The organism is Tardiphaga sp. 172_B4_N1_3, assembly GCF_052076035.1.
Lineage (GTDB): Bacteria > Pseudomonadota > Alphaproteobacteria > Rhizobiales > Xanthobacteraceae > Tardiphaga > Tardiphaga robiniae.
This window is the reverse complement of record NZ_CP197238.1, coordinates 5,147,127-5,163,501: the sequence shown is the minus strand read 5'-3', so window position 1 is coordinate 5,163,501 and position 16,375 is coordinate 5,147,127. Positions and strand designations below refer to the sequence as shown.

The 16,375-nt window shown below is 59.9% G+C and carries 17 protein-coding genes; 1 reads left to right on the top strand and 16 read right to left on the bottom strand.

All coding sequences use genetic code 11. The features are described from left to right. Window positions 1-12: 12 nt before the first annotated feature. From flgK to AB7783_RS24470, 10 genes are all read right to left on the bottom strand, one after another. Complete coding sequence (gene flgK / locus AB7783_RS24515) at window positions 13-1,782, bottom strand: flagellar hook-associated protein FlgK (protein ID WP_441279016.1); 1,770 nt, start codon at window positions 1,780-1,782, stop codon at window positions 13-15. 27 nt (window positions 1,783-1,809) lie between these two features. Beyond that, window positions 1,810-2,268, bottom strand: coding sequence for a flagellar protein FlgN (locus AB7783_RS24510; RefSeq protein WP_441279015.1), 459 nt, complete (start codon window positions 2,266-2,268; stop codon window positions 1,810-1,812). A gap of 4 nt (window positions 2,269-2,272) precedes the next feature. Then, window positions 2,273-2,557, bottom strand: coding sequence for a hypothetical protein (locus tag AB7783_RS24505; RefSeq protein WP_441279014.1), 285 nt, complete (start codon window positions 2,555-2,557; stop codon window positions 2,273-2,275). Continuing rightward, complete coding sequence (gene flgE, locus AB7783_RS24500; RefSeq protein WP_441279013.1) at window positions 2,554-3,822, bottom strand: flagellar hook protein FlgE; 1,269 nt, start codon at window positions 3,820-3,822, stop codon at window positions 2,554-2,556. The genes AB7783_RS24505 and flgE overlap by 4 nt, the downstream gene beginning before the upstream one ends. 21 nt (window positions 3,823-3,843) lie before the next feature. After that, on the bottom strand, window positions 3,844-4,506 hold the full coding sequence (locus AB7783_RS24495; RefSeq protein ID WP_089266596.1) for a flagellar hook assembly protein FlgD: 663 nt from the start codon (window positions 4,504-4,506) through the stop codon (window positions 3,844-3,846). Window positions 4,507-4,852: 346 nt separating this feature from the next. Further along, complete coding sequence (locus tag AB7783_RS24490; RefSeq protein WP_441279012.1) at window positions 4,853-5,119, bottom strand: hypothetical protein; 267 nt, start codon at window positions 5,117-5,119, stop codon at window positions 4,853-4,855. 193 nt (window positions 5,120-5,312) lie between these two features. Then, a complete protein-coding gene (locus AB7783_RS24485; RefSeq protein ID WP_441279011.1) occupies window positions 5,313-5,708 on the bottom strand; it encodes a flagellar export chaperone FliS in 396 nt (131 codons plus the stop codon). 2 nt (window positions 5,709-5,710) lie between these two features. After that, window positions 5,711-7,396, bottom strand: a complete 1,686-nt coding sequence (gene fliD / locus AB7783_RS24480) for a flagellar filament capping protein FliD (protein ID WP_441279010.1) — start codon at window positions 7,394-7,396, stop codon at window positions 5,711-5,713. Window positions 7,397-7,460: 64 nt separating this feature from the next. Beyond that, window positions 7,461-8,285 (bottom strand): flagellin, encoded by an 825-nt coding sequence (locus AB7783_RS24475; protein WP_184512770.1) that lies wholly within the window; start codon window positions 8,283-8,285, stop codon window positions 7,461-7,463. Window positions 8,286-8,421: 136 nt separating this feature from the next. Then, window positions 8,422-9,084, bottom strand: coding sequence for an RNA polymerase sigma factor (locus AB7783_RS24470; RefSeq protein ID WP_441279009.1), 663 nt, complete (start codon window positions 9,082-9,084; stop codon window positions 8,422-8,424). A gap of 649 nt (window positions 9,085-9,733) precedes the next feature. Here AB7783_RS24470 and AB7783_RS24465 point away from each other — a divergent pair. Then, window positions 9,734-11,158, top strand: coding sequence for a hypothetical protein (locus AB7783_RS24465; protein WP_441279008.1), 1,425 nt, complete (start codon window positions 9,734-9,736; stop codon window positions 11,156-11,158). Window positions 11,159-11,196: 38 nt separating this feature from the next. Here AB7783_RS24465 and AB7783_RS24460 read toward each other — a convergent pair whose 3' ends face one another. The 6 genes from AB7783_RS24460 to AB7783_RS24435 all read right to left on the bottom strand — a co-directional run bounded on the left by AB7783_RS24460 (window position 11,197) and on the right by AB7783_RS24435 (window position 16,357). Next, entirely contained in the window at window positions 11,197-11,724 is a 528-nt protein-coding gene (locus AB7783_RS24460; RefSeq protein WP_441279007.1) for a DUF5943 domain-containing protein, read from the bottom strand. A 1-nt stretch (window position 11,725) separates the two neighbouring features. Next, a complete protein-coding gene (locus AB7783_RS24455; RefSeq protein WP_441279006.1) occupies window positions 11,726-12,703 on the bottom strand; it encodes a dipeptidase in 978 nt (325 codons plus the stop codon). 78 nt (window positions 12,704-12,781) lie between these two features. After that, the gene (locus AB7783_RS24450; protein ID WP_089266582.1) at window positions 12,782-13,501 is read right to left on the bottom strand and encodes an ABC transporter ATP-binding protein; all 720 of its coding nucleotides are present in this window, start codon (window positions 13,499-13,501) and stop codon (window positions 12,782-12,784) included. Beyond that, window positions 13,498-14,286 carry an ABC transporter ATP-binding protein gene (locus tag AB7783_RS24445; RefSeq protein WP_320446279.1) on the bottom strand — a complete coding sequence of 263 codons (789 nt, stop codon included), beginning with the start codon at window positions 14,284-14,286 and terminating at the stop codon, window positions 13,498-13,500. The genes AB7783_RS24450 and AB7783_RS24445 overlap by 4 nt, the downstream gene beginning before the upstream one ends. Beyond that, entirely contained in the window at window positions 14,283-15,449 is a 1,167-nt protein-coding gene (locus AB7783_RS24440; protein WP_439060374.1) for a branched-chain amino acid ABC transporter permease, read from the bottom strand. The genes AB7783_RS24445 and AB7783_RS24440 overlap by 4 nt, the downstream gene beginning before the upstream one ends. Then, the gene (locus AB7783_RS24435) at window positions 15,446-16,357 is read right to left on the bottom strand and encodes a branched-chain amino acid ABC transporter permease (protein WP_068737795.1); all 912 of its coding nucleotides are present in this window, start codon (window positions 16,355-16,357) and stop codon (window positions 15,446-15,448) included. Before AB7783_RS24435 ends, AB7783_RS24440 begins: the two co-directional genes overlap by 4 nt. Window positions 16,358-16,375 lie beyond the last annotated feature (18 nt).

Below are 16,375 nucleotides of genomic sequence, written 5' to 3'. Positions count from 1 at the left end.
AGTCGGTTCCCGTCAGCTCGCGCTCTGCACGGCGGTCAGCAGCGATGAGAACATCTCGTTGATGACCTGCATGAGCTGGGACGCGGCCGTATACTGATTCTGCAATGTGCTGATCTTCGCGGTTTCTTCGTCGAGATTGACGCCCGACTGCGACGCCAGCGCATTGGTAAATGACGATTGTGCCGTCGACTTGGATGTATAGGTCGTGGCCGCGAGCGTCGCCTTCGACGCGACATTGGCGATGACCGTGGCCGCGTAATCCGCAAACGAACCGGTCGATGACCCGAGCCCACCAGACGCGCCAAAGGTACGGGAATCCGTGAGTGCCGCGTAGATCGCATCGACCACGTCGGTCGCGCCGGCGGTGAGTACCTTGGTGCCCGTCGTCAGCGTTGCCGATGCATCGAGGATCGAGACGGCGAACAAACCTGAATTGGCCAGGATGACGCTGCGCACGGCGATGTTGGATGCCCCGGTTCCGGTCACGAGGTCATTGAGGCCGAGATAGTCGGACAGGCCGATTCCGCTGCTGCCGACGGCGCTCGTCATCTCATTGATGGCGACCCCGTTGCTGCTGCTGGAACTAGCGATCACCACCTTCCCGCTAGCATTGATCGATGCGCTGAGGCCGGAAATGCCGTTGATGGCCGAGACCAGGTCGCCCACCGTCGCATAAGTCGACAGATCGAGATCGGCGTAGGACACCAGACTTCCCGACTGGTCGGCAACGGCAATGCGGACCGTGCCGGTCGCATCCAGCGCAGTCGCCGCCGTGACCGTCGTGGAGCCGGTCAGCATCGTTGGCGGCGGCAACGACGTGCCCTGATTGCTTGCGGCATTCAGGGTGTCCGCCAGCGTATTGGCAAGCTGGTCGAGCTGCGACTGCGCTGCGGGCAAGACGCTATCGCGCAGGCTGAGCAACGAGCCGATTTCGCCAGATGTGATCTGCGCAGTGACATCGACGCCGTTGACCGAAATGCCACTGAGCCCGCTGGACGAACCGGTTGTATAGCTGGCATTGACCGTAACGGATGATGCGGCTGTGAAGCTGAGCAGATGCGCGCTGCTGTCCACGAGCGCCTGGCCTGACGCCGTATAGACCTGCATATCCCCCGTCGATGAGATGAAATAGCTGACATTCATCTTCGACGCGACGGTCTGCAGCGCGACATTACGCTGATCCTCGAGGTCACCCGTCGATTGCCCCGCAGCTGCTGCCTGTTTGATCTGGGCGTTCAAACTGGCGATGGCCTGCAGGCTGGCATTGACCTGATCGACATCGGAGGAAATCGCAGCATCGGCAGTGCCGCGCAGTTGCTGAATTCCAGACGACGTCTCGCGCAGTTGCGACGCGAGGTCGTCAAGCGCACTCACGACATTGGCTTGCAGCGAGGCACTGCTGGTCGTGCCGGCGAGCGACGATATGGCGGATTCCAGCGATGCCAGCGTGTTCGCGATCGAAGTGCCAGTGTCCTCTGCCCCGGTCGTGCTGCCATAGAGCGCCTGGAGCCGGTTGAGATAGTCGTTGTTGGTGTTGGCTGCGCCGAGTTCCGAGGTTGCAGAGATCAGGGACTTGAACAGCAATTTGTCGACGCTACTGGTGATCCCGGTGATCGACACGCCGGTCCCGGCGCCGCCACTGGTGGTCGCGACCTGATTGGCGGTTTTGACCGTGTAGCCGGTGGTGTCAGCATTCGAAATATTCGACGAGGCGACGCTGATCTGGACCTGACTGGCCATCAGGCTACTGACGGCGATGCTGCGAGCTATCTCCAGCGACACGGTGGCGACCTCATATTACAGCTTGGTTCAGATTCGCACGTTGCGTGCGTAGGATGCCGACTGCGCACTGATGCGACCATTGGCGCCGTAGGGCGCGCTGTCGGATATCTGCTCCCGAATCGCGGCCATCACGGCGTCGATGCGGCGCTGGCTGGCCTCGATCGCGGTGCGCAGGCGGGTAACATTCTCGTCCATCGAGACGCTGAGCTGTTCGAGCCGAGTGAGGACGCGCGCCTGCAGCTGGCGATCGGAAGTGCCAAGCAACATGTTCTTGCGACCGACTTCCTTGACCCAGGCCTCGAACAGCTCCGAAAGCTCCAGCTTGATCGCTGTGTGCTGCGACTGCGAGGCCGGCAGCCCCATTGCCAGAGCGATATTCTCTTCGGTCACGACGTCGATCAGGCGTTCGATCAGTTCAACCAGATCCTCGAGGCGGGATCCGTCATCGGCGCTCGCAGGCTGCAGCGGCGGGCTTCGGGTCATCATGTGGCTACTCCGTGATCGATGGATGGGGCGCGGCTGCCGTGGCGTGCGGTCCGAGCGAGGCTATCCGTGAATATGCCGTCGCCGCTTTGCTGCGCGCGCCAGCGATGTTGAGTTTCTGCGCCAACGCGTCACGGCGCTGCTGCAAAGTGGTACGCAACGTACTGAGATCGCCCTGCAGCGCCAGGATCATGCGCCGATCACCGCGATCGATCCGCTGCGCGGCGGCCAGCAACCGGTCAAGTCGCCGCATCAGCGCGTCATCGTCTGCGTCGGCCACCATCGCGGTCATCTCATGCTCGAGATCAGGGTATCGAACATCTTGTTGACGGCGGTGATCACCTGCGATGCGGCCGAATAGGCCTGCTGCGCGGAGATCATGCTGCTGAACTGCTCGTTAGTATCGGTGGTGCTGGATTCCAGCTCACTGCCAAAAATGGTGCCAGCGCCGTTGGTACCGGATTCCTGCAAAGCAGCGGTTCCCGATTCTGCCGTCACCGAATAGAGCCCGTTACTCTGGGCTTCCAATTGGTCCGCGGCGGCAAAGGTCGCAACCGGGATCTTGTAGATCGCAATGGTCTGACCGTTCGAATATGTGGCGTTGACGATGCCGCTGTCGCCGACCGAGATGTTGCTCAGCTTTCCGAACGCCAGACCATCGGACTCGATGCGGGTAATATTGACCGCGGGCGTGGATAGGCCGGAGGCATATTGCGTTAGCCCATCGGTGCCGCCTACGGTGCCGAGCTTGAGCGTAATGTTGCTGTCCGCCGCCCCTGTGGTCCAGTCGGTGATCGCCAGCGTTGCCGGACTGGGATTGGTGCTGGCCAGTGAACCGTCGGCATTGAAAGAAACCGACACGGTGCTGGTCGGGGTTGCCGCGGTTGTCGTCGTCGAATCCGACGACAATGTCGGCTGGCCGAAGCTCGCGCTCCAGGTATTGTCCGCGGTCTTTGCCCAGGTCACTTGGATCGAGCTCGACGTTCCCAGCGAATCGTAGACCGACATCGACGTGGTGAACGTATCGCCAACCGCGGCATCCGCCGGCAGATTGGCCGAGAAGGTGGTGGTCGCCGTCGCGCTGCCGCTGGTCTGCGCCACACTCGTGTCAATTGCCGTGAGATTTCCGCTGCTAGCGCTGCCAATAACATTGCCGGCCGCATCGGTGCGCCAACCCAGAAGATAAGCGCCGTTATTGACGAGATAGCCGTCGGAATCCGTCGTGAACCCGCCGTTGCGCGTGTAGAGCGTCGAGCCGCCGGTCAGCGACGTCGTTACCGGAAAGAAGCCGTTGCCCTGGATCGCGACATTGGTAGAGGTCGATGTTGTCGTCAGCAGGCCCTGCGTAGTGATATTGGACTTCGAGAGCGTCGTCACGCCGCCGGACGAATAGGCCGATGCACTCGACGAACCCGTCACCAGCGGCTCGAACGATGCCGAGTTTGTCTTGTAGCCGACCGTCGATGAGTTTGCGATATTGTCGGAAATCATCGCCAGAGCCGAGCTCTGGGCGTTAAGAGCGGAGATGGCTGAAGACAGCGCGCCGGATAGACTCATAATCAGTACTCCAAAGTAAACTCAGGAAGTGACGCCGATGACGTTGCTGGTGCTCACGGACGTGCTCCCGATATTGAGCATCGGAGTGCCGGACGAGTTGTCGATCGAGGTCACCTTTCCGGTGACGGTCGTGTAGCCGTAGACAGACTGACCAGTGCTATCGGTGGCCGAGACGTTGAGCGTGTACTGGCCACCGTCGGTCAGCTGGGTGCCGTCCGTCGTCGTGCCGTCCCAGGTGAAGCTGTTGGTGCCGGAGGCCGTGGTTCCGCTTCCGGTCCACACCGTGTTGCCGGATGAATCCTTGACACTCAGCGTGACATCGGAGGCGGCGGACTCGAGCGAATAACCGAACGAGATCTGGCCATCCTTCAGTGTGCCGGTGTCGGTTTTGGCGGTAACAGTCTGGCCGATATAGTTCGACGAGTTCAGCGTGAGCAGGCTGTTGAGCGACGACACCAGCGTGCCCATATTGCTGTTTAACGTCTGCTGCTGATCGAAGTTGGCGTAGGATGTGAGCTGATTGATGAAGTCGGTCGAATTGGTTGGGTCGAGCGGATTCTGGTTCTGCAACTCGGTCACTAGCAGGTTCAGAAATTGCTGCGACGTAATGGCCGAGGTCACCGACGAGGACGACGCCGTCGAGGCAGTCGTGGTCGTGGTTGACGTCGTTGCAGCTACAGTCATGGCGTGCTCCGGCGATATCCGCGCGCACAGCGCTGCGGAACTGCGTCAGTGAGAAGAGTGCTCGTGAAGTCCGTTCCTTATTGAAACGGGTGGTCTCGGCCGTTCAGGCAAAGATTCTTTGCAGGCCGCTCCTGCCCGCGAGCCATCGCGCCCCGTTACAAGAAAGCGTTGTACCGCAAGGGTTTTCGGAAATTTTTGGCACGGACTATTGGCGCTCAGGCGCGGCAAAAATTGCCGGCTGGGACGACCGAGGGAGGTTTTGTAGAAGACCGAAACGGGAGGCAGTCGCGCACGGGATTGTCCGCGGGCACTGGCGGGATTAGAGCGACCGTAACGGAAGCGTCAGCTACTTGCTGTCAGGCTCGGTTGCCGGCTTCGCGGGAACCACATCTGATTGCCGGGCCTTCTGCATGATCCGGTCAACCAGATCTGGCGGCGCGCGGACGGCGTCCGACAGCAGGGCACGGCGCAGCAATTGCGCCTCGGCCATCGCCGCACGCGCCTGTTCCGACGTCCGCAGTAATGCGAGCGCGGCGTCCCGCCGGTTATCTGGCCAGGTTGACACGTCTTCACCGTGGCGACCCAACAGGTCTTCAAACTCGGGAACGTCCATTCTGGAAACTCGCCCGGCACGCACTTGATCGTACGTTGCATGTCAGCCCTCGCTCGGACTGGCACGCCAGCGTCCTAAGGCAGACCGGGTCGCGAGGCAATGCTGCCCCGACTTTTCAACCACAAAAAGACGCCGAACGATCCTAAACTCTGCAGGTGCAATGAATTCACCCTGCCTGCCGGTGTCGATCTGATCAGGCGGGCTTCGCGGTGCTCCGGGCGACGACAATCCAGGCGTCACGAAGCTCGGTCAGGCTCGCAATGATCCGGCCATAGCACTGCGCCGCGTTCGGCTGCCCGAACGACCGCAGGCAGGCCATGATCAGCGTATGATAGGTGGTGTGCAGGCCCTCCGCGACCTCGCCTCCGCGATCTAAATTCAGGTTATGGCTCAGCCCGCGCAGGATGGCAGTCGCCCGGATCATCAGATCGTGGCTCTCCTCGAATTTCTTCTCCTCGGACGCCGTCACTGATTTCTGCAATGCCGTAATCGCCCCATCGATCATCATGACCACCGCCCGCAACGGCGGCACCGCGACCGCTGCCTGTCGATAGGCCTGGGCGGCCTGAAAATTCGCTTGATGATGCATGACTAATCACTCGACGCGTTGAGAAGGGCGGACAGATAATCCAGGGTGGAATTGGCCGACGAGATCGCCGACTGATATTTGGCGTATTGGGTGGTCAGCATTGTACGATAGATCGCGGCGCGCTCGTTGATATCATCGATCTGCTGCTGCATCCGGTCATCCTGGGATTGCAAATTGGTGATCAGATCCTGCAGTGAGCCGCTGGTCTTGTTCGATGCGGCACTCGCGATCGCGTTGATCTGCGCCGCAATCCCGATGGTCGACGTAATGGTCACCGATGCCGATGACGTACTGCTGTAGCTGAAGGCCATGCCGGAATAGATCGTGCCGGCCTTTCCGATGATCGTCCGGCCGGACACGGTAAACAGCGAACTGTCTCCCCCCACCGAGACCGACAATGCACCGGAGCTATCGACCGCGATATCCATCACGAAGGACGATGGCGGCGATGAACTTGTATTGACAACCGCGAGCGCCGCCGACGAACTCGTGGTCTTGGTGGCGAGGAGCGCGATAACACCGTCAATATTGTCGGCCAGGGTTGTGGCGAGCGTGCTCGTATCGAGCACAAGATCGTTCGTGTCCGAGAACGACAGGCCGAGATCGCTCATCGACAGATCGCCGACGATGGAGTTCAGGACCTGCTCCATCTGCGTCGTGACGCTACGCATGGTGCCGTCGCCAAACAGCACCGCACTCGTGTCTGCGGTTCCACTCGACGACAGCGTCTGCTGCGTGGTTACGTAGTCGCGCACAGCGTTGTAGGACGTGACGAATTGCTGCAATGCAGCCTGGATCGAACTTGTATCGACATCGATGCTGATCTTGACTGTCGATCCCGATGGCGTGCTTTGCAGCAGACTAAAGGAGACGCCGCTCAGTACGTCAGTGATGTTATTGGTGTCGCGCGTCAGCGTAATGCCGTCGACGCTGAAAATTGCGGGTTGCGATTCCTGCAGCACGTCGGTGAACGCGCCGGAACTATCTGTCACGCCCAGGGTCGTGAGCACATCGTCGCCCGACACGACACTGGTGGTGATATCCGCATTATCCTTGGTTGCAGACAGGATCATCTCGTACTGATTGCTCGAGATCTGGATGATCGAGGCCTGGACGTTCGTCGTGGACGCCTGTGCGTTGATCGTATCGACGAGATCCTCCAACGTCATCCCGCCGGTGACCGAGATATCGGCACTGGTGCCGCCTTCCAGGCCAATCGAGAAAGTGCCGGTCAGACCGAGATCCGCGCTCTTGTCGGCGACGGCGGTGCCGATCACCTTGTGGGCTGTGGCGATCTGGGTCACGGTGAGCGTGTGATCGCCGGTCGCCGCGCCGTTGCTGATGGCCATCGAGACGGCAGAACTGGCATTGACGTCGCCAGTGGATGTAATGGTCGCCGATCGCGCTCCATAGGCACTCGACGACAGTGAATTGACGATCGACTTGGACAGCGAAGTCGTGTCGGTCGTCAGCGTCGTAAGCAGCGTCTGCAACTGCTGATAGGCCGAGATCTTGGCCTCATTCGCGGTGATGCTGGTCTGGATTGTGGTCGCGGCTGCCGTCTTGGTGGCAACCTGCGCCTCGATCAAGGCGTCCCAATCGACGCTGGTCGTCGTCTTCGTGCCTGAGGTCGTCGTCGCCAAGGCCGCGGTTGCCGCTGCGGAAGTCGAGCTCGTCACCGTCGCCATGCCACCTTACTCTCCTGCACGAGGGGGCGAGCCGGCGTTGCCGCCGGCCCGCAATTGCTGCGGCTTAGCCGAGCAGCTTCAGCAGATATTGCGGCATCTGGTTCGCCGACGACTCCGCGGCGACCGCGGCCTGAACCTTCACCTGCGAAGACGATAGCTTGGCCTGCTCGGCTGCGATGTCGACATCGGTGATCGCAGAATTGGCGGCCTGCAGATTCTGGGACTGCGTCGAGATCGAACTGGCGCTGAAATTGAAGCGCGATTCCTGCGCACCGATCGTCGCGCGAGCGGCCGAGACCGTATCGATGGCAGTGTCGAGCGCGTCGATGGCCGCAGTGGCGCCGGCCTGCGTGCTGACATCGAGCGTATCGACGCCTAACGTGGTAGAGGTGAGGTCGTCGAGCTTCACGGTGATCGTATCGGCCGACGTCGAGCCAACCAGAACGGAAGCGCCCGCGGCGAATGCGCTGGTGCCATCCAGCAGGCTCTGCCCGCTATAGCGCGTGCCGGTCGCGATGCTGTCGATCTGATCGCTCAATGCGGTAAATTCCGAATTGAGATAGGCGCGACTGCTGTCGGTAACCGTCGCCGAGGACGACTGCGATGCCAGCGACTTCATACGCGAGAGAATGTCGCTGATGTTCGAGGCGCCGCCGTCGGCCGTCTGCAGGATCGAGGTTGCCTGCGAGGCGTTGGTTGCGGCCTGCTGCAGCGTCGTGACGTCGGATGAAATGCGCGTCGAAATCGCAAGGCCGGCGGCGTCGTCGGATGCCTGCGTGATCTTTGAGCCGCTCGACAGCTTGGAGAGCGAGCTCGACATCTGCGACGAGTTGATATTCAGGTAACGGACTGCAGAATTGGCCGCGGTATTGGTTGAAATAACGGGCATTAAATTGCTCCTTGAATGTGGCCGCGGATGCGGACCGATCGGGGACCTCTGGACGCAGGCCAGCCCCCGTCCATTCGCTAAACGGAATGGCCCTCACAATTCAGGCGCGGTTTATTTCGAGACCGGATATTTATGGTTAGCAATCGCTTAACGAGTGCAGGATGTCCGGCTCGTGGCGGCGCAAGATTTCGCGCAGCTGCTGCCGCCCGCGCTTGAGCAGCGACTCGACCGCGGACACAGTCGTGTTCATGACTTCGGCGATGTCGCCATTGCTCATGTTTTCATGGTAGGACAGGATCACCGCGACACGTTGCTGCTCGGGCAGACGCTGCATCGCCGTCTCCAGCAATTTAGCCACCTCATCGCGCTGCATCGTGCTGAACGCATCGGGCTTGATGTCGGCTGGCTCCGGCACGGCATCGACATTGTCGGTGCGTGGCCGACGATGCAGATCGATACAGCGATTGGTGACAACGCGGTAGAGCCACGTCGAGAATTTTGCGCGGCCGTGTTCCCATTGCCCGCGATGCGTCCAGACCTTCAGCATGGTGTCCTGCACCACATCCTCGGCATCGGCACGACTACCCAGAAGTCGAAGCGCAATGCCAAACGCACGATCGATATGACGCTCGACAAGACATCTGAACGCCGTCTCGTCATTTGCAGCCAGTCTATCCAGCAGCTCCTCGTCGCTATCGTCCGCGGGCTCGCACGCGTTGAGCATCAGAGAATCCTCCGCGGCTTCGAGCTGCACCGGCATTGTTTCGACAGCGTCTGCAATCTGGAGCGCGTACGTCATACCCTTCTCCCACTTCTCCGCCGACAAACGGCCGTTCTGGTCGACCTCTCACTCTTGAACGGGTGACGCGCGACGATCAGGCGAGGAATTTTGCTTATTTTACAAATACTTGATGGGAAAAAGCTGCCTAGAACTAGGCAGAAATTTCTACACTGGCTGTTGCGGCCACGTCGGGCCTGATGGGAACAGGTCATCAAAGCATCTCGAGAAATCGCATCGACTGCGGCGAGTGATGCAAAGAATTCTTACGCACACAACGACAACACCTGCAGCGACACGACATCACTCAGCAATCGAAGACCGATGCCGGCAACTTTGCAGCGATGGCTCCGGCAGTGGGCAACGTCACACTTTCACTGGGAAATTCTTGCCGAATCGCAACTTGAAAATAGCGGACTGCGTCGTCGGAAAAAGAAAAAACGCTTGCATGCGGCGCTCATCTGCGGCGCATCGCGATCTTTTTTGTTTCAGAACATTGACCGCGTGCATCCAACGGGCACGCGCAATGAAGATACACACAGTAGAAACAAACCGCACCGAGCTGAAACATATAGAAGCATATTGTGCCGACGCATCGCAGAGATATCCGCCTGACGACGTCAGCTCGTTCGTATCAGTCAAAGCATTCAAACGAACGAGACAGGCGGCGATGAACGACAGCTTGGACGATATCCTCCGGCAGCATGCGCGCCCGCCGCGACTGGGCGCGCTTCAACTTGCACGCTTGCGTCAGGTAACGAGCCGGTGCCATGGCATTGTCGACTGGGATGGCGTCAGTGCCGTATCTCAGCCTGGCGTTGCGGTCATTGTGTTCGAAGCGACGCACGCTGTGCGCGTTCAGGCGCTGATCGAATCCCTGCACGAGAATGCAATCGTCATTTTGCTCGTTGGCGAGAGCCCAGCCTTCGACGGCCTGAAGTCGAAATTACACGCACACGGGTCACTCGGCGCCGAGGGCGCGGACGCGCCGCATCAGGTGTGGTGGGGCGGCGTCAAGCCGCTCACGGTGCCGACCGGATTATATCGAAAGCAGGATACGCTTTTCATCTCGTCATTCGAGAGTTCAGACGTTCAGGGCGAGGATGCTGGCCTTACCGCAGATCTGAAGCGGTCGGGCCTCGATCACGTCGTAACGCAGATATCACCGAACTGCAGCAACGCCCGGCAAGGCACGTCGAAAGTCGATTTCATCATCGAGCAGTGGAGCCACGCATGCCGCCCGGTGTTCTGGATCGACGCTCAGGCGCGGCTCGCCAATCTTCCACTGCTTCCGCAGGCGCTGGGCTGTGACTTCGCAGTCAACCGTCGCCCGAATGGGGTGATGAATACTGGCGCGCTGTTCTTCCATCAGACCGAGCGCGCCGAAGCGCTGCTCGACATCTGGCGGCGCCTCACCTGCAGCCACCCCAATCTGCCGGAGTCCTTCCTGCTGGATCAGGCATGGGCGCTCACAAATGCGCAGCGGGAGATCGAAACCGCCTGGCTGCCGGACACCTACTGGCGAAAAGATGATGTGAAGCCGTGCATCGACTGCACGATCCTCGCTCATGCCTGTAACAATGATGATCATCCATTGGAAAAATTCGCTGAACAAATGCAGTTGGGGCGCAGGTTCGGACGCCATCAGGCTCCGGAAGCTCACCTCGTCATGAAAGGCGCCGCCGGCGGCCGCGGGCTAATCACAATCGTGATCAGGGACATCCTTGCAGGCAGCACGACAGATATCGCCGAGTCAGTGGAAGCAGCAGCAGCAGCGTTTGCCGCCGACAACGGCGGATTTTCGCAGATGGAAATTGTGCTCTGCGGCTGGGACGACGAAGTCAGGTCCGTTCTCCAGATCGAGGACTATGCGTGGACACTGATGACCGACGTATCGGAACGTCTGCGGCCGAACTGCTTCAGCTCGCTCAAGCGTCGACGCGCCAGGCAGGATTTGCATGCGCTGGAATACACGTCAGAGGATGAGACAGAGGGCAAGATTGCTTCCGCCATTCAGTTGGTCGATCCGTCACTCGGCGCCAAACTGAAGCGAAGTGGCACGGCTGACCACATCTTTATTCGGAAACCTGCCTAGGCGCGTCCTAATATCGTTACAGAGGTCCCCAGCGTAAATTAAGCCGGCTCGACCTTGAACAGACAGTGATCGTGAGCGCCTTCAGCCTCGCAATAGACCTCCTGCGCCCGCAGCCTGACCTCACGACCGGCACTTGCGGCAACATATTCGAGCGAGCCCTCGAGCCAAGACGCAAACATGTAACACACCTTGCGACCACTGTTGCGGCGCTCGTCATCAACCATGGCCGAATTTCGCAAGCGCACTGTCGCCGTCCCTGCTTCCGGCGACACGTCGAGCACATCAAATTGGCCCCATCCGCGCTGCGTGATGCGGCGCATATAGTGACGGAACACATCGACGCCGGACATGCCGTGGAATTCGGCTTCCTTCTCGCACCAGTAATAGGCCGAGCGATGGCCGGCCGGCTGCAGAATGCGCTCCAGCTCCGCAGCTCCCACCGCCGCCTCGATGGCGAAGTGGTTGTTCATATAGAAATGCTGCGGCACCAGGATCATATTGGTCGCATCGACCGACCAGCGCCCGGTCTGATCATCGACATTGATGTCAACCTGCGGCTTCCCCATCTCAGGCTCCCCAGACAATCTTCAGGAGATTGACCCAATTCTTGCCAATGACGGCCTCGATGCGTGAGGCCTTCCAGCCGCGCTTCTCCATGGCGGCCGTGAGATTCGGCCATTCGCCGATAGTCTTGATGCCTTCGGGATTGATGACGTCGCCGAAATTGGTGAGGCGGCGGCCATATCCCTTGTCATGGGTGATCCAGTCGAAGAATTCCTGGCCATAGCCCTGCGTGAAGTCGGTGCCGATGCCGACGCTGTTTTCGCCGCAGATATCGATGACATATTCGATCGCCTCGACATAATCGTCCACAGTCGATGCTGGACCACGCTTCAGGAAAGGCGGGAACATGGTGACGCCCACAAAGCCGCCGTGATCGACGATGAAGCGCAGCTGCTCGTCGGTCTTGTTGCGCGGATGCTCCTTCAAGCCGGCTGGCAGGCAGTGCGAATAGGCAACCGGCTGCTTGGAGGCGAGGATGACATCTTCGCTGGTCTTCGATCCGACATGCGATAGGTCGCAGAGGATGCCGAGGCGGTTCATCTCGGCAACGACCTCGCGGCCGAAGTCGGACAGGCCACCGTCCTTCGACTCGTAGCAGCCGGTGCCGACCAGGTTCTGCGTGTTATAGGCCATCTGGATAATGCCGACGCCGAGCTCCTTGAACAGGCCGAGATAGCCGATCTGATCCTCGATACCAGTGACGTTCTGCCAGCCCAGGATGATGCCGGTCTTGCCTTCCTCTTTGGCCTTCAGGATGTCAGCGGTCGTGTAAACTTGCTTGAGGATGTCGTCGTTGTCTGCGAACCAGCGCTTCCACTTGACCACATTGCGCATGGTGGCTTCGAAGCCTTCCCAGACGCAGCAGGTACAGTTGGCGGCGGTCAATCCGCCCTTGCGCATGTCCTCGAAGACCGGACGCCCGAAGTCCGAGATGATCAATCCATCGACGACGATGGCGCTTTCATGGATGGTTGAGGACATGACGTTTCCTTTCAGATGATAGTCTGACTTTTCGTTATGATGCGGCAGCCATATCAGCTAGCGCGACGTTCTTTCTGATCAGTGCGCTCCACCGAAGTAGGCGCTTTGGACTTCCTCGTTCTTTGCCAGCATCTCGGAGTCGCCCTGGACGATGATCTTGCCTTGCGACAGCACATAGCCGTAATGGGCGATCGCAAGGGTTTGGTTGACGTTCTGCTCGACCAGGAGGACGGTCACACCGGTTTCGTTGAGCCGGCGTACGATGTTGAAGTTCTCCTGCACGAATAGCGGAGACAGGCCCAGCGATGGCTCGTCGATGATCAGAAGCTTGGGATCCGTCATCATTCCGCGGCCGATCGACACCATCGCCTGCTCACCGCCGGACATGGTGCCGGCAAGCTGCTTGGCGCGCTCTTTCAGGCGCGGAAACACCTCATACACCTTGCCAAGGCGCGCTTTGACCGTCTTCTCCGCATTGACGAGATAGGCGCCGACCCGAAGATTTTCTTCGACGGTCATCTTCGCGAAGATCCTGCGCCCTTCGGGAATGCACGCAATCCCGAGACCGACGATCTCATGGGTTGCCATCTGGTCGAGCGTCTTGCCTTCGAATGCGATGGAGCCGGCGCGCGGCGGCGTCAGCCGCAGAATCGAGCGTATCAGCGTCGACTTGCCGGCACCATTGGAACCGAGGATACAGGTGATCTTGCCCGGCTGCACGTCGATGGAAATGCCGGACAGCACGTCCGCCCGATCATAGGCGGTGAAGATGTTCTCGACTGTGAGATGACCGCTCATGCTTGCCCCAGATAGGCTTCGCGGACCACAGGATCGGCCGCGACATCACGGAATTTGCCTTCGCAGATCTTCTTGCCGTAGTTCAGCACGACACAGCGATCGGTGACGCGTTCGATCAAGCCCATCTCGTGCTCAACAATGATGATCGTGAGCCCGCCGAGCGATTTGCGGATGCCGAGAATTTCATCCACCACCTGATCCGTCTCGTCATGGGTCATGCCGGCAGACGGTTCATCGAGCAGCACAAGCTTTGGCTTGCCGATCAATGCGCGGCAGATCTCAACCCTGCGCCGATCGATCATGCCGAGCGAGATCGCCGGATCGAACAGCTTGTCCGGCAGCGCGGGATTGAAGACATGCAGCAGCTCGCGGGCTTCATCCGCGATTTTCTGCGCTTCCGCGGCGAATGATTTCCGCTGCACGATATTGTGCCAAAGGCCATTGTTCAGCGTTCGCTGCGCACCCAGCGCAATATTGTCGAACACCGACAGCGACAGGCATAGGCGCGATCGCTGGAACGTGCGCGACAGGCCATAAGACGAGATGTTGTGAGCCTTCTCGCGGGTGATGTCGATGTCACCCAGCAAGATCTTGCCTGCACTTGCGGAATAGACACCGCTGATCACATTGAGAAACGTGGTCTTACCCGAGCCGTTCGGCCCGATCAGTCCGAGCACTTCGCCATTGCGGACGTCGATGCTCAGCTCATTAAGTGCGAACAGGCCGCCGAAACGGACCGTCAAGCCGCGGCTCTCGAGCAGCACGTCGTTGGACAAGCTCGTCATGCGCTTGCCTCCGTATGCAGTTTCCGGACCCGGCGCGCCACGAGGCCGTCCGGGCGCATGGTCAGAATCGCGATGACCAGGACGGCATAGAAGATGAGACGGTATTCCTGGATGAATTGAAGCTTCTCGGGCAGCAGGACGACGATCAGCGCCGCTGGCAGAACGCCCCAACGATTGCCGATGCCGCCCAGGATCACGATGGACACCATCACCAGCGAGTCGCCGAATGTGAAATTCGCCGGCGCGATGAACCCCGTCATTTTCGCATAGACGGCCCCCATCAGGCCGGCCAAAAAGTTGCCGATCGTGAATGCCAGCACTTTCCAGTAAGCTATCTTTAGTCCGAAAACGGATGCTGCGGTCTCATCGAGGCGCACCACATCGAACCAGACACCGACCCATGAGCGGTCAAGCAGTCCGACAAAGATCATCGCCAGCGCCGTCAGAATACCGGTCAGGATCACGTAGTTCACATATGACGACAGCACGAGGCCGAAGATGTGGATGTCATTGGTGAAGTCCCAGCCGAACAGATTGATGCCGGGAAGCTTCAGGCCCTGCGGACCGCCAAAGAAGTCATTCGCATCGAGAAAGACGTTGAACATCACGCCGAACGCCATGGTCGTCAGTGCGCCGTAATGTCCGCGGGTGCGCAGCACCGGGAGGATGAGCAGCGAGCCGATGAAGACCGCGACCAAGCCGCCGCAGACCAAAACCAGCGCATCGGGCAGACCGCCCTGCCGTCCTAGCATCGCTGCGGTATATCCGCCGGTGCCGGCGAAAGCTGCGGCTGCAAAGTTGGTCAGGCCAGCATAGCCCATCTGCACAGTGAGGCCGAGACAGATGGTCGCGTAGATCAGCACCGTTGCCAGCATCAGCAGGCCGAAATTGTCGTCGCGCAGCACGAAGATGACAGCGAGCGAGGCCACCGTTATCAGGCCACGCAGCAGCCAGGGATTTTCCGAAGCGGCGACTTCCGTCGCGGCGACGCCTCCGAACCGAGCGGCGCAGAAGCAGACCGCAGCCGTGATCGCCAATGCGGCGCCCAGCAATTTCTGGTTTTCGATCAGGACCAGCGCCGTGAGCGCCACTGCAGCGAAGGCCACAGCAACAAACAGCGGCCACACCGGCACCCGTACAAGCGTCCGAGAGGTCGGCGTCATACCCGCTCGCTCCCGCGTTCGGCGAGAAGCCCGGTCGGTCGCCAGGTGATGAGGACGATGATCAGCACGAAAGCGAACACGTTCTTGTAGTCGCTCATCGACGGCATCGCGGCAACGACGAAAGTCTGCAGCCCTGCGAACAGATAGCCTCCGATGATCGCGCCCCAGATATTGCCGAGACCGCCCACGATCGCAGCCGTGAAGCCGATCACGGCCAGCAGCAGGCCCATGCTGTAATTGATCTCACTGTAATACAGCGCATAGATCATGCCGGCGAAGCCTGCGGTGATGGAGCCCAATGCAAAGGTCAGCGGGATGATGCGACCGAAATTGATCCCCATCACACGTGCAGTTTCGGTGTCTTCGGCCACCGCCCGCATCGCGAGGCCGAATTTGGAGTGGTTGATGATCCAGTAAACGGCGCCGATCGAGGCGGCGCCTGCAATGATCAGAATAATCGCGTCGGTGCGGAAGAACGACGGACCGATATTGAAGCCTCCGGCCGGCAGCAATTCCGGAAAGCGCTGCGGATTGGTGCCGTTCGGAAAGAACAGCCGGATGGCTTCGCGGATGGCCGTACCGACCATCATCGTCATCAGCAGCATGTTGAGCGGCGGCGCATTGCGCAGCGGCATGATGAGGAAATGCGAAATGCCGGCGCCGACCACCGCGGTCAGTGCCATTGCCACGCACAGCGCGACAATGAACTGCAACGGCACCGACAGTCCCAGCGCGTTCGCCGCCCAGACAGCGACCAGGCCTCCGAAGGCGCCGAGCGTGAGCACGTCCCCGTGCGAGAACTTGATCACGTTCATGACGCCGAAGAAGATGGTGAACCCCATGGCGACGAGGCCATAGATCGTTCCTTGCATCAAGCCGTTCAGCAGGTGTTGACCGATCATACCCATGGGATGTCCCGACGATCC